General features: G+C 53.2%; 23 protein-coding genes and 2 pseudogenes. 10 read left to right on the top strand and 15 right to left on the bottom strand.

The features are described 5' to 3' along the window. Nucleotides 1-279: 279 nt before the first annotated feature. A complete protein-coding gene (locus LIS66_RS09970; RefSeq protein WP_227974152.1) occupies nucleotides 280-1,326 on the bottom strand; it encodes a DUF4062 domain-containing protein in 1,047 nt (348 codons plus the stop codon). 147 nt (nucleotides 1,327-1,473) lie between these two features. Further along, nucleotides 1,474-1,665 (bottom strand): MbcA/ParS/Xre antitoxin family protein, encoded by a 192-nt coding sequence (locus LIS66_RS09965; RefSeq protein WP_227974151.1) that lies wholly within the window; start codon nucleotides 1,663-1,665, stop codon nucleotides 1,474-1,476. A gap of 478 nt (nucleotides 1,666-2,143) precedes the next feature. Here LIS66_RS09965 and LIS66_RS09960 point away from each other — a divergent pair, with 478 nt between their 5' ends. Beyond that, on the top strand, nucleotides 2,144-2,692 hold the full coding sequence (locus LIS66_RS09960; RefSeq protein ID WP_227974150.1) for a hypothetical protein: 549 nt from the start codon (nucleotides 2,144-2,146) through the stop codon (nucleotides 2,690-2,692). A 95-nt stretch (nucleotides 2,693-2,787) separates the two neighbouring features. On the opposite strand, the gene LIS66_RS09955 is transcribed toward LIS66_RS09960, so the two are convergent. After that, nucleotides 2,788-3,012 carry a hypothetical protein gene (locus LIS66_RS09955; RefSeq protein ID WP_227974149.1) on the bottom strand — a complete coding sequence of 75 codons (225 nt, stop codon included), beginning with the start codon at nucleotides 3,010-3,012 and terminating at the stop codon, nucleotides 2,788-2,790. A 385-nt stretch (nucleotides 3,013-3,397) separates the two neighbouring features. Here LIS66_RS09955 and LIS66_RS09950 point away from each other — a divergent pair. Together LIS66_RS09950 and LIS66_RS09945 are read left to right on the top strand one after the other, a co-directional pair. Then, nucleotides 3,398-3,568: pseudogene (locus tag LIS66_RS09950) on the top strand (NAD-dependent dehydratase); the annotation flags it as partial. A 298-nt stretch (nucleotides 3,569-3,866) separates the two neighbouring features. Continuing rightward, nucleotides 3,867-4,342, top strand: a pseudogene (locus tag LIS66_RS09945) (hypothetical protein). A gap of 633 nt (nucleotides 4,343-4,975) precedes the next feature. On the opposite strand, the gene LIS66_RS09940 reads toward LIS66_RS09945, so the two are convergent. After that, nucleotides 4,976-5,239, bottom strand: coding sequence for a DUF1652 domain-containing protein (locus LIS66_RS09940; RefSeq protein WP_227974148.1), 264 nt, complete (start codon nucleotides 5,237-5,239; stop codon nucleotides 4,976-4,978). A 414-nt stretch (nucleotides 5,240-5,653) separates the two neighbouring features. Between LIS66_RS09940 and LIS66_RS09935 the strand changes: the two genes are divergently transcribed. Continuing rightward, on the top strand, nucleotides 5,654-6,187 hold the full coding sequence (locus LIS66_RS09935; protein WP_322746237.1) for an SH3 domain-containing protein: 534 nt from the start codon (nucleotides 5,654-5,656) through the stop codon (nucleotides 6,185-6,187). Between the two features lie 454 nt (nucleotides 6,188-6,641). Here the strand turns inward: LIS66_RS09935 and LIS66_RS09930 are convergent, their stop codons facing one another. The 5 genes from LIS66_RS09930 to LIS66_RS09910 form a co-directional block, all read right to left on the bottom strand. Next, a complete protein-coding gene (locus LIS66_RS09930; protein WP_227974146.1) occupies nucleotides 6,642-6,821 on the bottom strand; it encodes an amino acid permease C-terminal domain-containing protein in 180 nt (59 codons plus the stop codon). Nucleotides 6,822-6,969: 148 nt separating this feature from the next. Then, complete coding sequence (locus tag LIS66_RS09925; RefSeq protein WP_227974145.1) at nucleotides 6,970-8,481, bottom strand: diguanylate cyclase; 1,512 nt, start codon at nucleotides 8,479-8,481, stop codon at nucleotides 6,970-6,972. Nucleotides 8,482-8,780: 299 nt separating this feature from the next. After that, a complete protein-coding gene (locus LIS66_RS09920; RefSeq protein WP_227974144.1) occupies nucleotides 8,781-9,236 on the bottom strand; it encodes a hypothetical protein in 456 nt (151 codons plus the stop codon). Between the two features lie 190 nt (nucleotides 9,237-9,426). Next, entirely contained in the window at nucleotides 9,427-9,651 is a 225-nt protein-coding gene (locus LIS66_RS09915) for a DUF2188 domain-containing protein (protein ID WP_227974143.1), read from the bottom strand. 187 nt (nucleotides 9,652-9,838) lie between these two features. Beyond that, complete coding sequence (locus LIS66_RS09910) at nucleotides 9,839-10,663, bottom strand: alpha/beta fold hydrolase (RefSeq protein WP_227974142.1); 825 nt, start codon at nucleotides 10,661-10,663, stop codon at nucleotides 9,839-9,841. 512 nt (nucleotides 10,664-11,175) lie between these two features. On the opposite strand from LIS66_RS09910, the gene LIS66_RS09905 reads away from it, so the two are divergent. Continuing rightward, a complete protein-coding gene (locus tag LIS66_RS09905) occupies nucleotides 11,176-11,376 on the top strand; it encodes a hypothetical protein (protein ID WP_416220746.1) in 201 nt (66 codons plus the stop codon). An 11-nt stretch (nucleotides 11,377-11,387) separates the two neighbouring features. On the opposite strand, the gene LIS66_RS09900 is transcribed toward LIS66_RS09905, so the two are convergent. Next, complete coding sequence (locus LIS66_RS09900; RefSeq protein WP_227974140.1) at nucleotides 11,388-11,633, bottom strand: hypothetical protein; 246 nt, start codon at nucleotides 11,631-11,633, stop codon at nucleotides 11,388-11,390. An 874-nt stretch (nucleotides 11,634-12,507) separates the two neighbouring features. Further along, on the bottom strand, nucleotides 12,508-13,518 hold the full coding sequence (locus tag LIS66_RS09895; protein ID WP_227974139.1) for a chemotaxis protein CheB: 1,011 nt from the start codon (nucleotides 13,516-13,518) through the stop codon (nucleotides 12,508-12,510). Between the two features lie 423 nt (nucleotides 13,519-13,941). Between LIS66_RS09895 and LIS66_RS09890 the strand changes: the two genes are divergently transcribed. From LIS66_RS09890 to LIS66_RS09880, 3 genes are all read left to right on the top strand, one after another. After that, a complete protein-coding gene (locus tag LIS66_RS09890) occupies nucleotides 13,942-14,352 on the top strand; it encodes a response regulator (RefSeq protein WP_227974138.1) in 411 nt (136 codons plus the stop codon). A gap of 162 nt (nucleotides 14,353-14,514) precedes the next feature. Continuing rightward, a complete protein-coding gene (locus LIS66_RS09885; RefSeq protein ID WP_227974137.1) occupies nucleotides 14,515-14,742 on the top strand; it encodes a DUF6555 family protein in 228 nt (75 codons plus the stop codon). A 152-nt stretch (nucleotides 14,743-14,894) separates the two neighbouring features. Further along, entirely contained in the window at nucleotides 14,895-15,587 is a 693-nt protein-coding gene (locus LIS66_RS09880) for a DUF421 domain-containing protein (protein WP_227974136.1), read from the top strand. A gap of 125 nt (nucleotides 15,588-15,712) precedes the next feature. Here the strand turns inward: LIS66_RS09880 and LIS66_RS09875 are convergent, their stop codons facing one another. The 3 genes from LIS66_RS09875 to LIS66_RS09865 form a co-directional block, all read right to left on the bottom strand. Continuing rightward, entirely contained in the window at nucleotides 15,713-16,639 is a 927-nt protein-coding gene (locus tag LIS66_RS09875) for an AEC family transporter (protein WP_217864081.1), read from the bottom strand. Beyond that, complete coding sequence (locus tag LIS66_RS09870; protein ID WP_227974135.1) at nucleotides 16,636-17,802, bottom strand: pyridoxal phosphate-dependent aminotransferase; 1,167 nt, start codon at nucleotides 17,800-17,802, stop codon at nucleotides 16,636-16,638. Before LIS66_RS09870 ends, LIS66_RS09875 begins: the two co-directional genes overlap by 4 nt. A 94-nt stretch (nucleotides 17,803-17,896) precedes the next feature. Then, on the bottom strand, nucleotides 17,897-18,781 hold the full coding sequence (locus tag LIS66_RS09865; protein ID WP_217864083.1) for a LysR family transcriptional regulator: 885 nt from the start codon (nucleotides 18,779-18,781) through the stop codon (nucleotides 17,897-17,899). Between the two features lie 176 nt (nucleotides 18,782-18,957). Here LIS66_RS09865 and LIS66_RS09860 point away from each other — a divergent pair, with 176 nt between their 5' ends. Together LIS66_RS09860 and LIS66_RS09855 are read left to right on the top strand one after the other, a co-directional pair. Continuing rightward, nucleotides 18,958-19,347: a DUF2946 domain-containing protein gene (locus tag LIS66_RS09860; protein ID WP_227974134.1), complete on the top strand. Its 390-nt coding sequence runs from the start codon at nucleotides 18,958-18,960 to the stop codon at nucleotides 19,345-19,347. Between the two features lie 197 nt (nucleotides 19,348-19,544). Next, nucleotides 19,545-21,539, top strand: coding sequence for a TonB-dependent receptor (locus LIS66_RS09855; RefSeq protein WP_227974499.1), 1,995 nt, complete (start codon nucleotides 19,545-19,547; stop codon nucleotides 21,537-21,539). A gap of 71 nt (nucleotides 21,540-21,610) precedes the next feature. Here the strand turns inward: LIS66_RS09855 and LIS66_RS09850 are convergent, their stop codons facing one another. Next, nucleotides 21,611-23,080, bottom strand: coding sequence for an IclR family transcriptional regulator domain-containing protein (locus tag LIS66_RS09850; RefSeq protein WP_265583224.1), 1,470 nt, complete (start codon nucleotides 23,078-23,080; stop codon nucleotides 21,611-21,613). Between the last annotated feature and the right edge of the window lie 226 nt (nucleotides 23,081-23,306).

Here is a 23,306-nt window from a genome sequence, read left to right as displayed (position 1 = left end):
GATACAGCCCCAACCTCTGATATGAACAGTACTGACGAAGAAAAATGAGCATTCGTTTGGTCTTCCTTCTCCATCTAGTCGCCCTCGACCTCGGCCTGTAAACTAAATTTTTGACCTATTAACCAACGCGGTTTACACATCAAAAAAAAGGTTTACAGGGTCGTGAGCGGCGAAGCTCTCCTTGGTGGTGGTATCGACGCGACCGCCCGCGTCCCACGATGAATAAACCAGACGGCCTGCCTTATAGGCTCGTTTGCACTCATTGGCCCATGTACATCATCACATGGACATTTTGCGCTCAAACCTAAACATCACCTCGTCCAACCAATGACGGTACGCAGCCGGCGTGGCAGGAATCAACAAGCTCCGCTCTTCCAGCTTCTGCTCAGATCGGAACGGCAACGAGATGCTGCTGGAAGATGACGCCGGGGGCTCAGCGAAGAGCTTGTGGTCAACCCCAGTCAGGCTGATCTGGAACCACCCACTCTTCCCTTCGCACAGCAGCCCGAACGCAGCATCAGCGCCTGCCCTGACCCTGGATGGCGATAGGTAATACGAATCCATGATGCCTCGCGACGTCGAAGCGTTGGCCAGTGAAATCGACAACCAGCACAAACCACTCTCATGGTGTCGCCACTTCACGTCCGGGGTATCAATTCCCGTCTGATCGGCGCTATTGAAGTCTTTGTAGCCGCTTTTGATCGAGCCAAGCCCTGCCTGGCACAGCTTGAGAAAGAACGGATCATGTTGAGCATGGGCGGCGCGCAAAGTGCCGAGGGCTTCAGGCTGCGGCAAGAACGCTACCTCCAGGCGAGCTTCGTGGTCATAGCCACCCCGCCGGCCATTGCCATCTTTCTGCTGCAAGCGCTGTACGAACTCTTGCTCCGAGATAGCCTTACGACTCACGGAGAGTTGATTCAGGCCCTGAACGATGCCGTCTGAAAGCTCATACTGATCGGAGAATGTCAGCCGGAACAGGCCATCAAGGTAGTCCGATACCTCCCAGGAAAATGCCTTCTGGCGCTCTTCCATCTCCACAGTTTCGAGAAAAGCCAGGATAGGCTTGCCGGTCGTCTTCGCTCGCCGAAACTCCTGTTGAGTGACTGACTCACCAGTGGCAGTTTCGTAGCCGAAATTCGCGCCAAGGATCAGTACCACGACATCAGCTTGTTCGATCTCCGTCATGCATGCATGCTGCGAAGAGTAAGGACGTGCACCGAAGTCCTCGCACATGACTGGAGTGTGCCCCAGCAGTGTGATCGCCTTCCTAGCTGCAGCCCGGTACTGCTCGAACCCTCCGACAACGGAGCTCACGAACACCTTCATAATGATCCCCCAAACTGTCGCCTACTGACTGCCTTAGGGGACTACTGTATGTCCTAACAGCGGTCAGTGCCAAGCACCCGACCTGAGCCAAGCAGCACCCAAATTGACGAGTGATCAGTCCTTCCCCACCTGCAGTGAATTCAGCTTTCAACAAGCAAACCCATGCTCGATCTGAGTCAGCACCTCAATCACCCGCTCCAAGCCTTGTTGGTCTTTCACAAAGTCGATAGGTGCCTCGGCACCGAATAACTGACTAGGCGTCGACAGCCATGCTGAGGCTTTGGCCTTGTCGCCAAAAACTTGCTCAGCTTTCTGCCACACCGCATCTAAATTTTGCACACGCCACCTCGCACTTCCGAGCTCGCCATCATCGTGCGAGCCTGGTCTGTTCTGTGATCACGGAAGGTCATGCAGCCAGGAAGAGCACCATGACTCCAGCCTGGCCAACCTTTAGAGGCATGCTGCCCATGACTGATCAGGTCATCCAAGAGTATCAAGCGCCTCTCCCTGATGCGACCTCAACAATCTGGTAGAGAGCACCAGAAGACGCTGAGCTTCACGCCCATGTGAAGGGCCACCGGGGTACGTACATGGACGCGAAAACGCGTTGCAGAGAACACAGATGGAGATGACCAGAACGACCGACGCCTTGACAGCTTCGCAAGAGTTACCGCACCATTTCGGCTATAGGTACGACTACAGGTGCCTGAGCCGCCCGCTGGCCCAAGTGAGAACACTGATAGCAAAAATCTGACGACTACCCACAAATCTTGGGCCTGAGCGGGCCAGAGCTCCGTATTGGATTTATGGGATAGCTATGTCCAAATCTCTTACCCCCACACAGCCCCTCACCCCCGAGCTTCTTCAGCAGATTAAGCGCGAGGCCAAGATCTTGAAACGGAACAGCCAGAAGGCTTTGCGACATAAAGCTTGCTTATCGATCGTCGCGCGCCGCTACGGCTTTGAGTCGTGGAAAAACTGCTTCGAGGCCTTCAAGAATGCTTTCAAATCGTGGCGCGACCACGGTAAAGACCGCTGCGCAGCGGCGTCAGCCGACGAAAGCAAATCCTACTACTTTGTCCAGTTGCACGATTTCTTTGAGCGCAGCTTCTTTAGCCATTGGGTTGGGTGGTCGGATGACGGCTATGAGCTCCGGGTTCCCTCTCAGATCAACCCCGCATGGTTCATCCGTGTCTTCAGGGAGACCAGAGAAGAAACGCTATACATGATCGAGACGAAGGAAGACTACAAACGCTGGACACTGTTCTGGCACGGCTCTGCGTTGGTGGAGTGTGATCTGATGCTCTCGGAGGTGCCCACATTCCTCAGCCCCGAGCCGTCCTATAGCCGTCCTCGACTGAAGTAAATTGCACAATGAGCAGGGCTCGCATCTCAGGCTACGAGCCCTTCTCAATGCCTCCAGTTCGACTAGTCGAGCCAGTTCCGCACTGGTGCCTGCGATTACGACTCTTCAATGTGCTTGAGTACCTGCTCCAACTTCTCCTTTGGCCAAAGGAGCTCTTTACCGTTTTCCCTAGAGGCGTTCAGAACCTGTCCCGGGTTCATAACGTTCACTTTGCGAATGACGCTAGCGACGGTCGCTTGGTGTACCTTCGTGGCGATGTTCAAATCGTGGGCTTGCAGCTGATCGGGGGTGAAGATGCGAAGATCTAGGTTCTGAGTCATGGCCAGTTCTCCTCAATAGCTCATTGTGAGCTCATCAATCTACGCCTGTTTCCAGCGAGCACAACGCCGCTCCTCCGAGATGTTCATGCCGTCGACGAGCGGTGAGAAACCCTCACCACGCCAATGCTCAAGCCAGAGCAAAGGCCTCTTCCCCAGACCCTGGATGCCAACCACCCCCTCCGCCCTGATGGCATGTTCATTCCAGGGGATTAGTTCTTTCTGAGCCCCACCGAGAGCCCCCCAATGCCATGGCGTTGACATGGAGCCCAGAAGGAGCAATCACTGCGTCAGGGATGGCCATTAGCTAGAATACCCCCCGCCCAGGAAAACGTCTGCGAATCCAAGAGTTTGGAGTCCACCCTCCCTAGAACACAGGGAAGGCCCTACCGTCACTGGAGCTGACGTGGGCAACATGATGAACATGGCAACCGCCCTCGCCGTCTATGCCTCGATTTGCAAACAAACCAATCGCCCTTTTGTGTTTCCGAGAACAAAGGTGCAGTGGGACAGACTCACCGATATAACGGACGCGCGGCAGGTGGCGAAACAACAATTGGGCGGCCTTCGACAGATTACTTAAGATGCGGTTGATCCGTAGGATGCTGCAGAGGGCTATGCTCAGGTGAATCCAAGGAGAGGAAAAGGAAAATGGCAGGCGAATACTAGTTATCAGATGTGCTGGAGAGGATGTACCAAAATCAGCTCGCCCTGGAGGCGGCGCTGATGGAGTTAACGCTCCATGTCGAAGCCCAGGGAAGTGCTGAAGTCGGGGATAACGTCCGAGGTGCTTTGTGGGCAATTGGTGAGAATGCTGGGCACATCAAGCAGGAGTTAGCCCGGCTCAAAAAGCTCCCATGAAGCAGCCGCTCTTTGATTTTGATCTCAAACGCGTTTCGTTTGAGCATTACATAACTGGAAAAGCAGCCATCAACTTCCCGCACCCCGAAAGCACCACTGGTGGGTGGCATTTTCTGTCCTACTTCGACCGGGATACGGGTGTAGCGAAAGTGTCGTTGGCAGGCATCCACTATCCAGATACCGCCGAATTTTTTGGAGACGCTGGATCATCGACGTTACCGACGAGCTTTCAGTGCGTGGATGGGAACTGGAGGGCAGGCACGTCTTCATCGCAGACCATTACCGCGCCGCCGGTGACATGATTATCAAATGGGCTCTCAGCGATTCGACATGTTGCAATGTTGAAATAGCTGATTGGTTTCCCACGCATGCTGACCGACAGCGACTCTTCGCACTTTTGAGCCTGGGGAAACAAAAACTACTCGAGCTTGGTCGCCTGCAAAGACTCGAAGCATGGCTAGCCTCTCAGTAATCCATTAGTTGATTTGGCGACGCTGTCCCTTGGTCGGCATAGCTCAGCTATGTCTGAACTCCCCCTTAAACCTCGCATCAATGATGCAAAGTGGGAGTCAATACATGAAGTGTGCATGTCGGATCTGCTGGGGTGATGCTTGGTTGCTTGGGACTTATGGCGACTGGGAGGACATCGTTTGTCTGGGCTGTGGTCGATACAAAATTAGCAAGCGTTTGCTAGCAGTGAATCCAGGAAGAGCTTTTGACGTGATACTGATGAGAGTGGAGCTCGAAAGCTGGCGAGCAGTCCACCAGACTCCCATTGTGAGTCAGAGTAATGCCCGCTTCACGACTCCAAATTCCCATCACCGTCTTCAACGCGCATTTATGCTCGGGCCAGGATCGTAGACCATGGCGTACATGACTAATCTATGGGTTCGCTCTGGTGTCGGGACTGTGAAAACGTGATTCATGGGAGCGGGGACGCCCTGTAGGTTGGAGGCAACTTGGCTACTCCCGGCAGCAGGTACCTGTGGTCAATGCTGTATCTGAGGACACGTGCCCTGCTCCATGACAATGAAACCGCAGCATGAGCCGATATCAGTTTGAGATCGAAGCCCCTTCAGGCTGAGTCCTCGTTTCCTACCCTTCACTACCCTTGTGCCCTACTTCTACTCGGTTCAAAGTCGGTTTTGCGGGAAGCCATTTCACTCCGAAGTTCGCCTATCAGATTGGCAATCGCACGACTCGAAGTCAGCTGCGTCGTCGACACTCCTGTGACCAACAGCTCCACGCTGCCTGTAGAAGGCTCAATTACTTTTATCATCAATGAACCATCCACGTTTAACGTGCATGAGCAGGAGAGCGGCAGGAAGCCACACTCAATAATGTGTCGGAGCTCAAGAGCGGAGATCATGGTGGTCTTCCTAGGAGCGATGTGCCTTGATTGTTGCCTAAATGGGGCAGGAGTCAAAGATTCCTAGAGCCATTATTCGACAAGGAGTTTCAGGGCTTACTCCGCTGAAACGTTGCACCTAGCTGCGTGCGTTGAAGAGCGTAAAAAGAGTCTTGAGCCGGGCCGTGCCCGAAGGAACGACGAGCAACGATAGCCGCTGCGCTCCCGTTGACCCTAGGCGAAAGCGTTTTGCAGCCGATCGATAAAAATTATTGACTGAGCGCCTGAAATAATTGCTCTGGGTAATTCGACGATCGAAATACAGTTTGCCAGTCAATATTTGAAGCAAATAACGAAGACACGTCTAAGCTCACGGTGGGTCGCTAGAATTAGTCCCATGGCAAAATACCTGATGTATCGTTTCCTCTGAGAGCAATGGATATGCGCAAGAAACCTCGATCTTGGTTTGTCCCGCTTTTGATCCTGTTCGCCGTGCTGTGGGCCATCGGGAAAAAGGAAACTCCTACATCTCAGACTCAGCCCGCAGCCCTCAGCACACCGGGTAAATCGACATCCGCACCGGCTGCATCTACCTCGCCAATAGCTGCACCAGCCGACCAGTACGTGAGCACCGACAAGCTCAACATCCGGGATCAACCCGGCGGAAAAGTCATTTCGAAGCTTCAGCGCGGAGATAAGGTGCAGGTCTTTGAAAAACGAAACGAGTGGGTACGCATAAGCATTGATGGCCAGCCGGCTAGATGGCTTTCCTCTAAAAGTCTTTGCAGCGGATCGAACTGCTACGTCAAATCCCAGCCGAAGCGACTACGACCCGCGCCACAACCTGCATATCGACCTGCCACTGAATATAGTTCTTCTTGTCCATGCTCTTCCGGGAACGTCTGCATAGGCCCAAGAGGTGGTAGATATTGCATCACCTCAGGCGGGAACAAGCGTTACGGCGTATAAAATATCGGCGAACGGCTATTTCTTATTGAGCAGGCCACCAGGCGGCGTTCGGCGTCGCTCAAACTCATCCCAGCAGTTTGCAGGCGTTGCTCACCACAAATCACGCACGCATAAACGTCACTTGGTATCCCGAGGTAATACCCCTTGCGGATATACGGGTGGATACACTTATTCGCTGATTCGTTCAGTTCGGTTGCGGGCCTCATCGCGCACCTTGCCTCCCAACACGTCCGCAAACAAGAACTCACTCGCGCGGAAGAGTTAAAAAGCCCGCACAGCGTGCGGGCAAAAGGAGAATTTACATGAGCAGCCTGCAATGCCGTGGCAGGCATGTATGTTGGAGGGTAAGGAAACAGGAGCCGTTTCATTTATTTCGACTTGGCGGTCGTGCTTCAGACAAACGGTTTCTGAAGCTCTTAGCTACCAGTAAGCCCAGCGTGGTAGGTGCGGTGCGCTAGCCAGGCTTGCTCATGGGCGAGAGGTTGAGACGAGACCATCCGTGCAGCAGCATCCCTACGATGATCAATACACCTGCCCGCATCCACGTTTCCCAATTCTGCTGACCCAACAGCACGAGACACGACGCAATGGCTAGCACCGGGACAAATGTGGGGACTCGGAAGTGACGCAACATCGACCTACATTTTTATTGGGTAGCGCAATCTTCTTAGCCGGCACGCTGATGATGTTTTCAGATATTGTAAGCGAATCCTTTTAAAATCAACGGGGACAGGCGTGCCCGCCCAAGCCGGATGTGATCAATGCACGCTCAAATCACGAAACTAAAACTCTACCCTATTCCGCCCTTTAGATTTCGCCGCGTACAGCAAACGGTCAGCTTTGATCAGAAATTCTTTTGGACTCTCCCCTAATGTTTCAGAGGTCGAGACAACACCTGAGCTTATCGTGACAATCCCGAATGGACTCGCTGAATGTTGAATGTTTGCATTCAACAGGGAAAGCCTTATGTTTTCTGCAACCATGACCGCACCTGCAAGTTCAGTATCCGGAAGCAGAACTATAAACTCTTCCCCACCGTAGCGTGCAGCGAAGTCACCTGGCCTGTTGACGTTGGCTGCAATAATGCTCGCTACGCGTACAAGGCAATCATCGCCGCTAAGATGACCGTAACGGTCATTATATTGTTTAAACAGATCTATATCCAAAAGGATTACGGATATGCTTGTCTGATTTCTCGTGGCACGCTTCCATTCTTTATCCATAGCCAAGTCAAAGCTTCTCCTATTGGCTAGAGAAGTAAGACTATCTGTATGGGCTATCACTTCTAACTCTTTTCGGATTATTTTTAGCTCGTACTCTGCAACTAGCAGCTGTTGGATCTGGCGATATAGCAAGCTACCTAAAATTGCCAACGCCAGTATGATGGTACCTACCAGTGCAACCGATTGGTAAACATATGACCACCAAGGGGCAAATACATGCTCGTACGACACGCCAGCTGCTGCGACGATAGGCAGCCCAGCCAGACGACGATAGGCGTAAATCCGCTCGATACCATCCACGATAGATTTTATGACTGCAGTCCCGCTATCGCTCTCAGGTAGATACCGGCTAAAAATTTCGCCTTTGGAAAGATTAGTTGTCATCAATGCTGCGACGGTCGGGCGTCGCGCGAGGAGTTCGCCGTTATCGAGTGCTAGGAAAATTACCCCTTCGTCGTCCACGGCCATACGTTTGAAAAAGCTTTGAAAATATGAAACCGGAACCGTGGCTAACGCAACCCCCGCAAACGCTCCATCGGCTGTTTGGATACGCCGACTTATAGGGATCACCATATCCCCTGTCGTTCGACTTTCCACTATCGAGCCAACATGGATGGACTGGTCATCGTGCTCACGGTGATATCGAAAGTAAGCTCTGTCGCCGTTGTTTTTGGTTTGCAAACCTTCGGAAAACGAATTGGCCATCCAATTGCCTTGAGCATCGAAGATGAATAGGCCCTGAACGCCTTCAATGTCGTTAACCTGGCGGGCCATCAGCTTCGCCAACCGCTCCTGTTGATCAGGGCCGCTTCCATCGTGCGCCACACGCTCAGCAAGATCTCGCAAGGTATTGTCGGCCTGCAGCATCGTGTCACGGGCCTGCTGTTCAGCGGCAAGTACAATGTTCGAAACAGTTATTTTGGCCGCTTCTACTCGCTCACCGGACGACTGCACAATCTGCCAAGCAGTAGCAAGGAACAACGATAAACAAACTAGAAGAACGAAACCAATCAGCGAAAGGGACAGCGCTTTAGGTGTCAGCCTTGCGTAGATCGGTAAGGAGAGCGTCATATATACGTCTTCAAATTAGCGGTGGGCTTAAGCGAGCAATTTTTATACCGGCATGGAAATTAAAGCGTTCACCCGCAGCTTCGGAATCTCTGAAAACTCTGCGTAGGCGGGCGTTATTTCTTCACATACCCCACCGCAGATTCCCACCTACACACCTAGATGCTTCATAAACCTATCGATTGAAGACTGCGAATCGCAGCGACTCCCACGTTCTTCATCATAGGAGGATCACCGTCTTGGATAACGCAAACCCACGGATGAGCATGATTGCGGGAATCGTTCCAGGCTTTCAGCACAGGTCACTGCCACCCTAACCTTGAAATGATTTCTCGCCGGTAAGGCGTATCGATCTGCGACGGCACTTGATTGATGTAGTCGCGCGCGCTCTCAAGTGTTTCTCCGCTTAAGCCGGCGAGATAGGCAATAGCGTCCTCTGCTGCGGGGAGGAGTCCCTCAACGCCTCCCAATCTTGGTGGCAGTCCAGTCCAAACTACCGCGTCCAATCGGCGGGCGATCGCCCATTCAGCGATTATTCCCGCTGCGTTCGTGCCGACCACAAAACTACCAATGCCATCCTCCCGGTCTTGAGGAACCCCCTCCCGAACTCTAAGAGCCTCGCGTGCCTCATCAAGGTTGTCCAGATCCAATACCGCCCAAAGCACTTTGCACCCAGGTGCGTTTGCGCAGATAGCTGTCGTGAGGTCTCCGTTATCACTGACCCGCGCGAACTCGATGGGTAACACGGGGCCGTCCATAAACCACTCGCTTGCGAGCGGTAAGGTGTCCGGCTTCCAAATTAGTGATCCCCATCCGAGACATGCGATTACCATGATCTGTACCTGAGTTAGAAATGAAGTCACTTGAAATGCGGCGAGACCTCCGGTCGGCCGCGTTCACAGCATTGCGGCGCAATGGGCACCGCACCTCTCTGGGCAAATGATCTGTTTAACCTTTCGTTTGTCTAGGATCCGCTGAACGAGGAAATGTACGCTCCTCTTGGATCGTGCCGTCCTCTTTGTGGATTTTGAGAGAGGCTGTCTTGCCCTGAAGAAATTCGCTCGCTATCTCGGTGATTTCTGCTTTGGTAGATGCGGTCTTGGAGGCGCGTTGCGCGCCCTCTTTGACGAGCTCCCAGAGTTTTTCCGCTTTTTTGATGTGATAGTTATCCATTAGCTCACCTCTGACATGACGATCAATACCTGTCAGGTTGACCGTAGGAAACCCGAAGAGTTTGAAAGGATTGGCGGCATTCTGGATGCTTACGGAAATCCTCTGAGTTTCCTCGGGACGTGGGCCAAACGCCCGAAGCATGGGGCTGTAGCCGCTACACAGCAGTAAGAGCTTTAGCATGGCAAAGCTAAACAGTCTTAGCTCGCTGCAAGCGTTGCTTACCAGCGCGGTTAGCGATCTCCGGCACTGGGCCTTCACCGTTCTGCTGCCTACAAAGAAATTCGCGTATCAAGGCAGCAGTTCGCCGGGCACTGGTCACTACGAAAAAATGCCCCTCGCCCTTGAGCACGCGTAGTTCAGCTTGTGGAATTGAGCGTCGCAGGATATGCGCGTTATAAGGCTGAACCAGGGTGTCACGGTCGCCGATCAGAATAAGCGTGCGCGAATGCAGACGGAATAACCGCAGTAGACTTGTCCAGCCTACCAAAGCGGCTAGCTGGTGATGATAGGTTCGCAGGCGTACGGTTAGCATTCGCTTTACAACACCGAAACGCAGCAGCGCCTGTGTCGAATTGACTGAACCATCTCGTTTCCGCTGTTTGGCGCCTGCGCTCCCTCTAATGAACTCCAGGATGTCAGCGGGCTTCACCAGTAGAACCGGGCCCGCAGAGGTCGCCGCCAAGATAAGCCTTCTTACCATGGTGGGATGACGAAGAGCCAACTCTTGCGCCAATGCACCGCCCCAGCTCACGCCGAATACATCAACATGGTCGAAACCCAATTGTGTGAGCATTTCGGCGATCAGATCGGCATGACTTGGCAATCGCATCGGCCAGCGGGGCATTTGCGATTTGCCGACACCAGGCACGTCCAACGTGATCGTCGTGTAGTCGCCTAGTTCGTTGCGCAAAGCATCGAAGGTTTTGATCAAACCTCCCAGACCGTTGAGTAGGAGTAACGGTGGGCCTTGGCCGGCGATTGAGACATTCACCTGCAAGTCTTTAACGGTCATCTTTCGGCTCGGCATGGACTCCTCCTCCGTCATCCGTGAAGCAGTGTAGACGAGCAGTTATGAGGCTCTCGAACCACCGCCTGTCCTCCTAACCCCTCAATGTTTGTCTAGGCCCAACACATTCTGATAAAGGTTCAAACGCTTGGTGATCAGGCAATTCAGGGCCAGGATCTTAGCTAGAGGAACCCTCATCCGGGACGGGCGCCTAAGAGATGAACTCCTCAGTATGAGAAAGATAAAATGCATATGTCCGAGGCAACGCAAATCATGGAAGCGCTTTCGACCAATGAAGTAAACGTTAAGCTCGCTGAGGGGTGGTCACTAATATCTGTTGTTGTGACAACACATCCTAATGTGTCAGCTCCATCCCTGCTACGTTCTCGGCAAATCGAAACCCCTATCCCACGATGAGAAGCCTGACTGATCAGCCTGGCATCCAAACAGCACTCCGGCTCACGATATTGTATTGAGAGGATAATTTGTCTTATTGGGATTGGATTCAGTGGCCAGCGATGGTCGTCACCGTTCTGGCCGCATGGCTCATCGGATCGCAGCGACCAAAAAGGCGAATGACAGGGTTTGTGTGCTTCAGCGTGAGCAACGTGTTGTGGGTCATCTGGGGCGCCTACGCGGGCGCTTATGCATTGATCATATTGCAGATTTGCCTTTTTCTGATGAACCTTCGTGGATTGAGGAAAAATTTGAAGAGCTAACCACGGCAGAGTTAAGAATGACGCTGCCCGTCGAAGTTTTTTTTGAATCCTCGGGCATTCATGCCCAACAGCACGCATTCAAGAACAATCAGCGCATAGGCCTCGGCATGAAGTCCCCAAGTCACCCAAAGCGCATTGCTGAGGATGAACCCCCAAAAAGCGATCATCCGGCGGTAAGCTCGTTGCGAGCCGATGAACCAGGCTGAGACGACTGTGACACCCATCGCTGGCCACTGAATCAAATCGATGTAATCCATGTGCGCTCCGCATTTTGAAAGTGCATCCTTGCACCAGCATGTTCTGCAATAATCTACCAGACCATCACTCAAGCCTGATGTTCTCGGAAGGTTGCTACACAAGGTTGTTCAGGCTCGCGCATACCAATGCCAGGCGCTGAAATCGACCGTATAAAGACTTCATTGACGATCAACCCGAGGCGTTATTCATGTCCGGCGCACCCTGCTTCCGAGACCTACCTGAACCTTATTTCTCGCAATCACTTTCACATTTGAATGAAATTCAAAATGCGCCTAATCGGCACAGGTTGTTCGAGGCGTTGGACTTGGGCCTCAACTTCCTTCGTGAGCTCAGCGCCCGAGGGCTTATAAGCCCAGAGGATTCGGTTGATGCCGGACGGTTATGGGGTGACTCAGCGGACAAACGCCTGCGTGCCCTTCCAGAACTAGGCTCTGCAGCTCCCATCCATCCCTTCGCAAAAAGTGCGGATTCTAATCCGGCTATGGATATGGCCACCCGGTCGGCGTTGGAACATCTGCTGGCATTGGCTGAGCGGGACACCACGCAATCGAGCAAGGTGGCAAATTTTCTCTTGGCTTGGTAGAGCGCACCCGAAAATGGCGGTTTTGATTTCGCTGACCTTTATGGTCTGAACCAACAAACCGCCTCTTGCTGCGGGGTAGTATTTAGCTGGATCGCTCAAAACGGAGCAACTCCTGAAGCAATTGGATATGCCCCACGTTTCCGAGCATTGGCGTTGAAATGGCACGGGATCAAGTAGCATCGCTTCCGGCGCTTTGCAATCAAAGGGGTCAGCTCACCAGCGTACCCTCAAACGCAGCCGCTGAAGTGTCTGAGCGATGCGAGAAGACGAACGCAATTCGGCTTCTTTTCTCAAGTCGGACGTAACGAGGTAAGCAATGCTCGAAGAGTAGCCTTATGACTTTCGAGTCCATCGCTTGCAAGTTCGTATTCTCGTAACGCGCCCTGGCGCCCGGCATCTTTGCTGCTCTGCATGAGCCGCGCCAGGAGCAACTGCTTTTCATGCAAGGCTCTAATGGCCACCCAGAGTGCCTCCTCAATCGTTTCATTCTGGGCATGGAACAATGCGGCGGCGGTATAGGCATGACCGGTATGGCAGCGAAACCGTGGAGAGGATGCGGCTACTTCCCACAGAGCGCCTCCGCATTCCGGACAGGACATGCCTGCGACCTGGCCGATCTCATTTAGCGCGTAGGAACCACCTTTACTGAAATCCTCAGCCAGATCATTCTCCGTAGCGAATGGCTCGATACGGTTTGATGCAGAAGGTGCTGTCGTCTCCGCTGTACGTTGATTGATGATCTGCACTAGCCTCTTCGCCAACTCAGTAAGCGGCAGGCATCCGTCCACACTCACATGCCGGAGAGCATTCGTCGGCATTGAGGGCGCTTCGGCAGTCTCAGGATCTTGTACGAAGGCCAGTCCGCCATATGCCTTTATCGCCTGAAGCCCCACTACACCGTCATCAAGCTCGCCGGTCATCAACACCCCTATGGCATTACTTCCATAACTAATGGCAGCCGATCTAAACATCGGATCAATCGCAGGCCGCGAGTGGTTCTCCTTGGCGCTTCGAGTGATCTGAATAGCTCCTTTTTTGACAAGGAGATGCTTATCGGGAGGGGCTATGTATACACGACCCGTCACTACCTGCTCTTGGCTCAAAGCGAAGCCGACGGGCAATTGGCTCGACTGGATTAGAAGGCTAGGGAGAGCACTAGGTTGGTCTCCGATGTGCATCGTGACGAAGACAGCCGCATTAAAATCAGACGGAAGCTCGGCAAGAAACTCACGCAGTGCAGCGAGTCCGCCGCTGGACGTTCCGATGACTATAACTGGGTGGTTGTGGTTTTCTTGCTGCATGGATCGATCCTGGTTGCTAGCTGTTGCACGCTCGAATTTGACTCATCTGCCTCAACTAATTCGCGATAAGTGCTTGCCGATCTTCCTCGGTGATGCGCTTACCCTGTTCCTAGTTTCGATAGATACCTCTGAAGGAAGGTTCGAAAAACTGAGCAATGTTTGATCTAGATCAAGGGATTGCTACGCAGCATTCATAGCCTCAAGCGCACAACTGGAGATGAATTCCATGCTAGCGCGGGAGATCAGAAAGCGAGGCGCCACACGCTCTTTCAATACGCTGCGAGGACATCTGTGGGGACTTGACCTGCGTCGAGCGTCCCGGGAGCTCCACGCGTTTTCACGGCACACGCGGCATTTTCGCTTACACTCATGCACCGTTCCGTTTGTTTGGGCGGTCGGGCTCTCTGTTTAGAGGAGGATTGTTTGAACGTAAATTGGGAAGGATTGCTGCCGATTCGCGGCGAGGTCATCGTCATTGAGGACGACCCAACTCTGCAGTCGCTCATGACCGATATCATGGATGAGATTGGTGCGAAGACTGTCCCGTTCGCGACAGCGGATGATGCGTTGACCTACCTGCTCGAAGCACATGGTGAATGCGTCCTAGTGATCGCCGATCACGGCGTCCCCGGGCAAGTCCAAGGCATCGAGTTCATAGAGATGGTCAAAGGCAGGTGGCCTCACATCGCTGCGATACTTACCTCGGGTTATCTGATCGAGAGCACCGCAGTGCCAGCTCAAACTATTTACCTTCACAAGCCCTGGTCGCTGGATGAGATGGTGGTGGCAGTGGCGGAGCTTCTGCAGCCCGGAAACCCCATAAGTAAACGCTAAGCCTGGCTTTGAAATCGTGAGGCCATGCCGGATTTGGTTGGTGCTCAGCGGATGAAGGTGGATCTCCACTGCCCTGAATCAATACAAGGGGTGAAGTCCCTGAATTTTTTGAATTTTTCCGCGATCGATGACTCCGTTAGATCAGAGCAGACGGAGTAAGTCATGGAAAACAATCTATTCGTCATCAATTACAAGCTTCACGGTGCGCCCAAGTCCTTCATCATCCGTAGCAAATCGATGCAAAACGCTGATGCCTGGCACTGGGCTAGTTGCGATGCGGGTGTAGCACCCATTCCCAGACCTGGTCGCCCGCCGCTGAAGATGGTGTCCAAACCTCAAGCCGAAAGATTTGGCATTACCGATGTCACCTGGCGAGCCAGCTCAACGTAGCAGTGCGTGGTATGGCGCGGGCTATTGATGAATCCGCTTCATGTCGTAACCGCCCACAAAGTCCGATTATCCGCTGAATATTCCGACATCAGCTTTTGAAACCAACGCTGATTCGATCCGTCGTCCACTCTGAAAATACAATCGAGGTCACGATGTCGCCTTTCGATATCCAGCGGATGCTGATAGACGAATTTCCCTTAACGTTTTTGCTGGAGGTAGGTTTCAGGGCCACTTTCGCGTTCCTCGCAGTGTTTCTTTTTTTGAAATCCAGCGGTCGACGAGGGATCAGACAGCTTTCACTTTTTGAGCTGGTCGTGATTCTGACATTGGGCTCAGCAGCAGGAGATGTGTCCTTCTACCATGACGTTCCCCTACTCCCGGTCGCCGTAGTATTTCTCACGCTCCTGCTTCTTTACCGCCTCACCGTCATGGTGATGACAAAGAGCAAAAAGTTCGAAGCCTGGATGGATGGGCTTCCGGTAACCGTCATCCGCGACGGGCTTTATGAGCTCAGATCTTTAGAAACGCTGAACATCTCATCTAACGAATTGCTGATGGAGTTACGACAGCAAGGGGTTGAACATCTCGGACAAGTAAGGCTCGGTCTAGTTGAGACCGACGGCGACGTCAGCCTTTATTTTTTCGAGCAGAAAGACCTCCGCCCTGGGCTGTCCGTCCTACCATTAGAGCATCGTGCTGAGTTTGAAACTGCGCCTGCGTCGGCACTGTATTGCTGTGTAAATTGCGGGTTCTCTCAGCACATTTCGGAGGCTCAACGAGCAGACTGCCCTCGGTGTAACCACGACATCTGGTCAATTGCGCTCACAACACCGCGCTGTAGATGACGACTATCCCGTTTGGAGTAGCCCCGCGCCCAGTCGAAGAACCCGATTACGGCCTAATGTCTGTAGAGAATCAATGCCTACGGCTAGGAAACATCAGCCCGAACACTTTGCGTGATTAACAAAATTCAAACCCACCGGGACAATGCAAGGACAACAGCGGGAAGTGCGACGCCCGCCAACAAGGTCTGGCAAGCGATGATCCCTGCCATAAGCGGTGCATCTCCACCTAACTGCCTCGCCATGATGTAGGAGGACGAGGCTGTGGGCAGCGTCTGGAATAGGAGCGCTGCAACAGCGGCCTTTCCTTCGAGCTCAAACAGATGGCAGGCTAGGAGCGTAACGATCGGCATGATTAAGAACTTGACCATCGACGAGTAACCAACCGGGCAAAGCCATTGCTTTATGCTTCCGAACTCAAGCGCGGCACCAACGCACAATAGGCCGAGCGGCAGTGACGCTTGGCCCAAGGCTCGCAACATCGGCTCAATACCAGCAGGTAGTCCCCATCCCAAGACTCGCATGAGGCCGCCGGCGAAGCACGCCAGTAAAAGCGGGTTCAGTGCCAACTGCTTGAGGACTTTGCTGAAAGGCATCCTGCCGCCTGATCCGTACTTCGCGAAAACCAGCACGCAAAGGATGTTCACTGTTGGCACTATCGCCGCGTTCGCGACGGCGGCCAGGGCTATGCCGTGCACTCCAAACAAGCCCGCCGCTGCAGAAACGCCGACGTAATTGTTGAAGCGTATGCCACCCTGAAAAACCGAAGTGAATGCTGCATTGTCCTGAGTGATCAACGTTCTCGCGCTCAACAGCATCAGCGATACCACAACAGTCGACACGACGAGCACCGAGACCATGCTTTGATAGGGCACCCCATCTAGCTTGGCGGTCGCCAGTCCGTGAAAAAAAAGAGAAGGAAGCAGTACGTAATATGCCAAGCGCTCTGCCTGCGCCCAAAAGTCATCCGCCAGAAATTGACGACGTTTGAGCCATGCGCCCAGCACTATCAATAATGCGATGGGCAACAAGGCCGTCAACAAAGAGAGGGTCATACACTTGCCTTGATTTTCTGCACCAGCCGTTCACAGCCCGCGATCAGGATTGACTCATCAGTGGCGAATGAAAGCCTGAGATGACCAGGAATCCCGAAAGCGCTACCTGGAACCGTGGCTACGCCTGCTTCGAGTAGGATGAGCGCGAAAGCTTGATCATCTTTGATCGTTCTAATTCGAGGCAGCAGGTAAAACGCACCCTCCGGGCATGCGACATCAATCGCTTCGCAGGCCCCCAAGACGCTTAGAGCGGAATCACGCCGCTGGCGATAAATAGCATTTCTCTCTTTCACCAGTGCCTGAGACCCATTCAACGCAGCCACCGCCGCCAACTGGCTCAGGGTGCTGGTCTGAGTACAGTTCTGTGACTGAACTGAGCTAATCGCCGTGATCAGAGGCGTTGGCCCACACCCCCACCCCACCCGCCAGCCGGTCATTGCGTAAACTTTAGACACGCCATCCACGATCAGAATACGGTCTCTCAAATCAGGCGCCACCGCCGCCAATGTCTGATAGGGATCATTCGTGTAACGAATTTCTGAATAGATGTCATCTGATAGCACCATCACCCCTGGGTATCGACGCAGCACTTCGGCGATGGCCAACAGTTGCTTGCGCGAGTAGAGCGAACCGGAAGGATTGCCCGGCGCATTCAAGACGACCCACTTGGGCGACTTTGCCAGTCGAAGCGCTGCCTCCAAATGCTCTGCGGTGAGGCGAAAACCTTCCTCTCTCGTGGTCGACACGATCAGCGGTCGCGCGCCGCACATCTTTATCATGGCGGGATAACTCGCCCAATACGGCGCAGGCACGATCACCTCGTCGCCACTTTTGAGGGTCGCTTGAAAAGCGTTGTAGATGATTTGTTTGGCGCCACAGCCGACGGTAACTTGGCCATCGGCGTAATCGAGGTTTCGAATGTCTTTCATGCGCATGCGGATCGCGTGACGAAGTGGCTCAATACCGTTCGACGGTGAGTAGGTCAGGCGACCGCTGAGCGCAGCGTGCGCAGCTTCAAGAACGTGTGGCGGCGCGTTGAAGTCCGGCTCGCCCAATGTCAGATCGATGACATCCCTGCCCTGCGCTCGCATCAACGCCGCTCGCTTTGCCATGATCAGGATAGGAGACTGCAGGATATTGTCTGCGGTAGGTGGAGTGCTCATGTCGCCCTTGAGAAATCGTCTGGATGGGCACCACGATAAGAATTCTGACGCTAAAATAAAAACGATTTAAAATTCAGCAAACAACAAGTATCACTCATGGGTCGCCGTGCGGAGAATAAGCTTTCACGGCGTTCGCCAGGGCTGAAGCCAGTCGCCCAAGCGGACGGTCTTCGCGCTCCAGCAATACCACGCGCCTGGTTTTTTGAGGTGTGCCGAACGGCTCAAAGGCGAGTGTTGTCAGGCTTTCGACTTGTTGCTGAGCGAGAGGAATGATGGATACTCCAAGTCCGCTTGAAACCATCTGGATAATCGCATCTTGGCTATCAAGCTCCATGCTGGTCTGCACCCGCATCCGCATAGTGCGAAGCTCTCGCTCAATGGTTCGACCCGCCCAGGCACGACGATCAAAGCGAATGAACGGCTGACTTTTGAGAAGAAGCTGCAAGTCCTCATGCGCGAGGGACACCGGCGCGATAATCCAGAATCCTTCCTCGTAAAGCACCGCGCTCGCCAGGCCATAAGGGTGTGGTTTTACCGGTTCTGTGGTGATAGCAACATCAAGCTCGCCCGCTTCCACGCGCGTGGCCAACTCAGCAGACATGCCCGACGCAACAGTGATGCGCAGGTGCGGATGTTGGGCGCGCAATGCAGACAGTGCGAGGGGCAAAACACCTGCCAGTGCTGTTTGGATGGCCCCGATTCTAAGCCTGCCGCGTAACTCGCTGTCGCCGCCGATCTCAGAGGAGATGCCGTCGTACAAGGCTAGAATTTCTCTCGCGCGCTCCACGGCGATATGGCCCGCATCCGTTAGCACCGGCAACCGTCGTGAACGGTCAAACAGGAGCGCGTTGAAATCCTCCTCCAATGACCGAACATGCAGGCTGACCGCTGACTGGGTGAGATGCACGGCGTCCGCTGCTCTGACGAAAGAACCGTGTTGGGCAATAGCAAGCAGTGTTCGAAGTGCGCGTAGAGACATAGCCATCATCCAACAAGTTGATGAGCGAGCTTACCAGTTGGTGCAGGCGTCTTGTTCGGACGCAGACATCTTCCCTGCGATCCAATATGACCTGTGACGAAATAGCGCACCCCGTGGAAATTTACTTCACTCTTTAAAGCGGGCTAAATAGCCGCCCCTTCGCGGCGACTTCATTTATGAGTTCGTTGAAACGCATCCGCCCCTGGATTGCCTGCCTGGCCGTCTTGCTGAACCTGTTCGCCATGCCGCTGAGTCGTGCGATGCAGACGCCGGACGTTAGCCTGATGCTTTGGGGCGGGTTCTGTTCGGGAGGGAACTCGAGTGCCGTTCCTAAAGATCTCGGCAAGGTGGTTGATGCCTTGCGGTCACCCCAATCGAAACCTGTCATGCAACACGGCGACTGCTGCTGTGGGCATGCAGGATTGGCAGCATTACCCTCTGATTACTATCGCCATTTCCTACCGCAATACACACCCGATACCGCCCTCGAAAACTCTCAACTACCGACGCTGCATCCAAGGATTCGTTGGCCCAGTCTAAGTCCACGCGCCTCTCCTTTCGCCTGATCACAACACTGCTGAAAACCTGCGGTGCTGCCCTCTTTAAATTCTTTTAGCGACCTGCGACGGGACGCTGAACGCCCTTAAAGTTTCTTGATCATCAGGAAGTGCATGCTATGCCTGCTCTAATTACTTTGCGTCTTGCAAAGCGCTTATCTGTGTCCCGCTCCATGTGGCCACTGGTGTCGGCTGGTGTCTTCGCAATGAGCCCTTTGTGCTCTGCATTGGCCGACGCTTCTAAAGTTGAAGACTCGGTTTTGACCCTCGGCACGGTAAATGTGCAGGGAACGGCCAGTGGCCCTTTAAGAACCAGCAGCGTACTCAGCTCGGTGGATATCCTGGGAGGAGATATCCTCGAAAAGATGCCGGTCAACTACAGTTGGGAACTGTTCAGCCGAGCCCCCGGAGTGATGCTCACGGAGTTCAACCAAGGCACCACCTCCGGCAAAATTTCCTTCCGAGGCTTCAACGGCGAAGGAGAAGTGAATGCTGTCAAATTGCTGATCGACGGAATACCAAGCAACAGCAACGACGGCAACATGCCGTACATGGACATGATTTTCCCCCTCGAGCTGGACAGCATCGAGGTCGTACGTGGTACCAGTGATGCTCGCTATGGCCTGAACAACATTGCCGGCAACGTCAATATGTTGACCCGTACGGGTGGCAACTACAACAAGGCGCGGCTGCGTTATGGCAGCTTCAATACCCAAGAAGCACAACTTGCCAAGGGCATTGAGAGCAGCAACTGGACTCAGAGTTACTTCTTCGCCTATCAAGAATCCGATGGCTACCGGGATCATGCCGAAGCAGACAAGTTCTCGATGTCGGGCAAATGGTTCTACACGCCGGACGATGACAGCTATCGTATCGGCCTTATTGCTCGTCACTATGAAACAGAGGCTCAGGAGCCAGGTTATCTAAGTGAAGAAGATGGACGTCATCATCCGGAAATGACCAACAGCTTCAACGCTACTGACAAGGGTACGCGTCGTATGAACCAGGTCAGTCTGCATTTCGATACAGACTTGGCTGATACCCTCGCTTGGTCAGCGAAGACCTACGTCAACACCTTCGATGACAGGCGCTGGACACAATACTGGAGTACAAGCGCTCAGCAGGAACGCGACGCCTACGAGACGCAATATGGCGCCCTCACCTCCTTGACCTGGCGACCGGAAGTCAGCTGGCTTTACGACTTCGCCTTGGAAGGTGGTGCAGACGTACAAAAGCAGCAAAACAAAAGTGAGCGCTATCGCACTAGAGACCGTATGCGTCTAGCTACCACCCGCGACCAGCAGTTCGACTTCGACACCTACGGCACTTACGTCCAGGCCGAAATCAAACCTTTCGAATCACTGAAGATCGTACCGGCCTACCGGGTCGACAAGATCCAAGGCGACTTTACTAACGAAATGACCGGCACAGATTACGACATCAACGACTACGGGCTGATCAAGCAGCCGAAGATCAGCGTTGTCTACTCTCCGTGGGACGTTGCCAGCTTCTATGCGAACTGGGGGCGTACCTTTCAAGTGGGCACCGGGGCAGCGGCTTACAAGATTCCACCCAGAGATACTGACCTAGCCCCTTCGATCAACGAGGGCTGGGAAACAGGCATCAAGTTCACGCCGGCTGACTGGGTGGATGGACGCGTCGCCTATTGGCAGCAAGAGGCCTCGGGGGAAGTCAGTCGCCGGCTGAACGACCCGAGCGGCGAATCCGATAATGTCGGTGAAACACGGCGTTGGGGTTACGACTTGCAGATGAATCTGTATCCGAATGAATGCACCATTATATGGATGGCTTACTCTTGGCAGTATTCGAAAATTCTCAAGCCGAGCGCCGCGCTGCCTAACAGCAAAGGTCAGGAAATCGATCACATCCCGCATCACCTGTATAACGCCGGCATCAGCTATGACGCGACACCCGCATTACAGCTGACCGCTTGGATGAACGGCCAAACTAACTATTATCTGGAGCGGGAAAATACGAAAGGTACTTACGGCGGTTACGTGCTAATGAACCTTGGCGCAACCTATAAGGTGACGCAATCAGTAAGTATCGACTTGCAGCTGAAGAATCTCACGAATCGATATTACGAATATGTCTGGTACGACCCTGACGGCGCCCAATCATCACTGCATTCTCCAGGTGATGGCCGGGCGCTTTATACCGGAGTTACTTTCGACTTCTGATCCAAATAGTTGCCGGGGCCGCGTGGCCCTGGCGCTATGTAGTTATTAACTTATTACAGCTGACTGTAAAATTATTCGAACTTAATACCTAAAGATAAAAGACGCTCTATTTTTTCAGTAGCTTCACGCATAAGTGCAGATAACGTCGGTAAGTCACGTTCATTTTTACGATACTGGGGAATCGTCGCCGATATTGACCCCCTAATTTTACCGTCGACAAAAAAAGGGACTGCCAAACCAAACGCCCCTAATACCCGTTCGCCCTCACCAGTCGCCCACCCGCGTCCCTTGATCTCTTTCAGATCTTCTTTAAGCAAGTTACGAGAAGTGATTGTCGCCTCAGTAATTCGTTCAAGCTTGAGCGAGTCGACCAATTGTGGATCACAATAGGCCAATACAGCCTTGCCTGCGGCACCGGCATACAGAGGAACATCTACGTTCACCTGAAGCTTGTATTGGATAGGCCTCCAACCTTGTATCACATCAAGAAATTCAGCCCTCTGAGTGGTTTCATCGTACGAAAGGAGGGCTATCGTCTCACCGGTTTCCTGGACTAAAGACGACAGGATTTTACGGGTAATATCGGCGAGGTCGCGATGGGCTGAGTTAACTCGCGCGGCCCATTTATAGAGTCTTGGGCCTGGATACAAGGTAGTTTCAACCACCCTTACAAGCTCCGCCTGAATCCCGGATTCTATAAGTCGTTTGGCCGTGGCTGCATTGCACAAAAGCTGATCGTGCAACCCTTTAGAGTTTTTTATACCCTGCGGAAAAACGCAGGCTAATAGCAGCAGTCGTTCAAGGCGACTGACTGTGGATTTGGTATCTTGTGCGCAGACACTATTAATAACCTGAAGCCTGTCAACGCTCTTGGGCTCTATATCAGCCTGCAACTTTTCAATAACGCGTTGGATGTCTTTATCTAAATGACAAAGGCTATTATGGCCTGAACTTCCAGCTGAGTGAAAAGAGACAGAAACGAGAAGCCCACTTTTTATTTCGCTCACAACTATCGATAGAGCGCTGGGAAATTCCGACTCCGACATAAGGCCAAGGGAATCATGATCGGGGAAGATAAAGTCATCACCCCCTACCGCGACTGACGTTCTCAGCCTTGAAGTATTAGCGCCAATAAATTCCGCAAACTTGCGTCCGATGTCTCCAAATGTGAGTGGATAGACCAGCCCCAGCTCAGGCCTGAACGTCAGTGTTGCCTTGGCTTCGATGCAGGCCGCGATGAAATAGCCGTTGATACGCGGGCAGTAAACAGAAACGAGCGCTGTGCACTTTGAGGCGTCGGCAAGTTCACTGAGCGATTCACCACTGCGGCCCAGAAGCACACTTGAGTCAGTGAGCGTTTGTGTAAGTACATCAATTCTCGGCCCTATGCTGTATTTACCGACCCCGACTTCGCTAGCCAGACCGATCTCAACCAAGGAAACAAGAATCCGATTAACGGTACTTCGGCTCTCTGAAAGCTCTGCCGCGAGCTCTCGAACCCCCCAAGGCTCGGCACCGGCTCGGCTCACAAGCGCGTCCATCACCTGAATCATCCGGGTGTGGCTGGACGCAGGGACGGTAGTGGGAGGTGTTGTGCTAGAGCGGTTTGACTGAGGCATCACAAGTCAGATCGGTTGGTTCGGGCCTCCATTCTGGGGTCAAACGTTGGCCAACGGCAAATCATACCAAGCTGTTGACAACCACCCCGGCGTTCTAGAAGCTAGACAAAACAAAAGCAGGACGCCGTCCCATTTTTTGATGGGGCGA

Origin of the sequence: Pseudomonas sp. HN2, from assembly GCF_020736465.1 — a bacterium.
GTDB classification, from domain to species: domain Bacteria; phylum Pseudomonadota; class Gammaproteobacteria; order Pseudomonadales; family Pseudomonadaceae; genus Aquipseudomonas; species Aquipseudomonas moraviensis_A.
The sequence above is the reverse complement of the archived record's forward strand: the minus strand, read 5'-3'. Positions and strand labels throughout refer to the sequence as shown.

Bases quoted from the DNA above. Each gene is read 5' to 3' on its own strand.
- LIS66_RS09970 (WP_227974152.1), bottom strand. From the start codon at position 1,326: ATGAAGGTGTTCGTGAGCTCCGTTGTCGGAGGGTTCGAGCAGTACCGG.
- LIS66_RS09960 (WP_227974150.1), top strand. From the start codon at position 2,144: ATGTCCAAATCTCTTACCCCCACACAGCCCCTCACCCCCGAGCTTCTT.
- LIS66_RS09955 (WP_227974149.1), bottom strand. From the start codon at position 3,012: ATGACTCAGAACCTAGATCTTCGCATCTTCACCCCCGATCAGCTGCAA.
- LIS66_RS09940 (WP_227974148.1), bottom strand. From the start codon at position 5,239: ATGATCTCCGCTCTTGAGCTCCGACACATTATTGAGTGTGGCTTCCTG.
- LIS66_RS09935 (WP_322746237.1), top strand. From the start codon at position 5,654: ATGGATATGCGCAAGAAACCTCGATCTTGGTTTGTCCCGCTTTTGATC.
- LIS66_RS09930 (WP_227974146.1), bottom strand. From the start codon at position 6,821: ATGTTGCGTCACTTCCGAGTCCCCACATTTGTCCCGGTGCTAGCCATT.
- LIS66_RS09925 (WP_227974145.1), bottom strand. From the start codon at position 8,481: ATGACGCTCTCCTTACCGATCTACGCAAGGCTGACACCTAAAGCGCTG.
- LIS66_RS09920 (WP_227974144.1), bottom strand. From the start codon at position 9,236: ATGGACGGCCCCGTGTTACCCATCGAGTTCGCGCGGGTCAGTGATAAC.
- LIS66_RS09915 (WP_227974143.1), bottom strand. From the start codon at position 9,651: ATGGATAACTATCACATCAAAAAAGCGGAAAAACTCTGGGAGCTCGTC.
- LIS66_RS09910 (WP_227974142.1), bottom strand. From the start codon at position 10,663: ATGACCGTTAAAGACTTGCAGGTGAATGTCTCAATCGCCGGCCAAGGC.
- LIS66_RS09905 (WP_416220746.1), top strand. From the start codon at position 11,176: ATGGTCGTCACCGTTCTGGCCGCATGGCTCATCGGATCGCAGCGACCA.
- LIS66_RS09900 (WP_227974140.1), bottom strand. From the start codon at position 11,633: ATGGATTACATCGATTTGATTCAGTGGCCAGCGATGGGTGTCACAGTC.
- LIS66_RS09895 (WP_227974139.1), bottom strand. From the start codon at position 13,518: ATGCAGCAAGAAAACCACAACCACCCAGTTATAGTCATCGGAACGTCC.
- LIS66_RS09885 (WP_227974137.1), top strand. From the start codon at position 14,515: ATGGAAAACAATCTATTCGTCATCAATTACAAGCTTCACGGTGCGCCC.
- LIS66_RS09880 (WP_227974136.1), top strand. From the start codon at position 14,895: ATGTCGCCTTTCGATATCCAGCGGATGCTGATAGACGAATTTCCCTTA.
- LIS66_RS09875 (WP_217864081.1), bottom strand. From the start codon at position 16,639: ATGACCCTCTCTTTGTTGACGGCCTTGTTGCCCATCGCATTATTGATA.
- LIS66_RS09870 (WP_227974135.1), bottom strand. From the start codon at position 17,802: ATGAGCACTCCACCTACCGCAGACAATATCCTGCAGTCTCCTATCCTG.
- LIS66_RS09865 (WP_217864083.1), bottom strand. From the start codon at position 18,781: ATGTCTCTACGCGCACTTCGAACACTGCTTGCTATTGCCCAACACGGT.
- LIS66_RS09860 (WP_227974134.1), top strand. From the start codon at position 18,958: ATGAGTTCGTTGAAACGCATCCGCCCCTGGATTGCCTGCCTGGCCGTC.
- LIS66_RS09855 (WP_227974499.1), top strand. From the start codon at position 19,545: ATGAGCCCTTTGTGCTCTGCATTGGCCGACGCTTCTAAAGTTGAAGAC.
- LIS66_RS09850 (WP_265583224.1), bottom strand. From the start codon at position 23,080: ATGGACGCGCTTGTGAGCCGAGCCGGTGCCGAGCCTTGGGGGGTTCGA.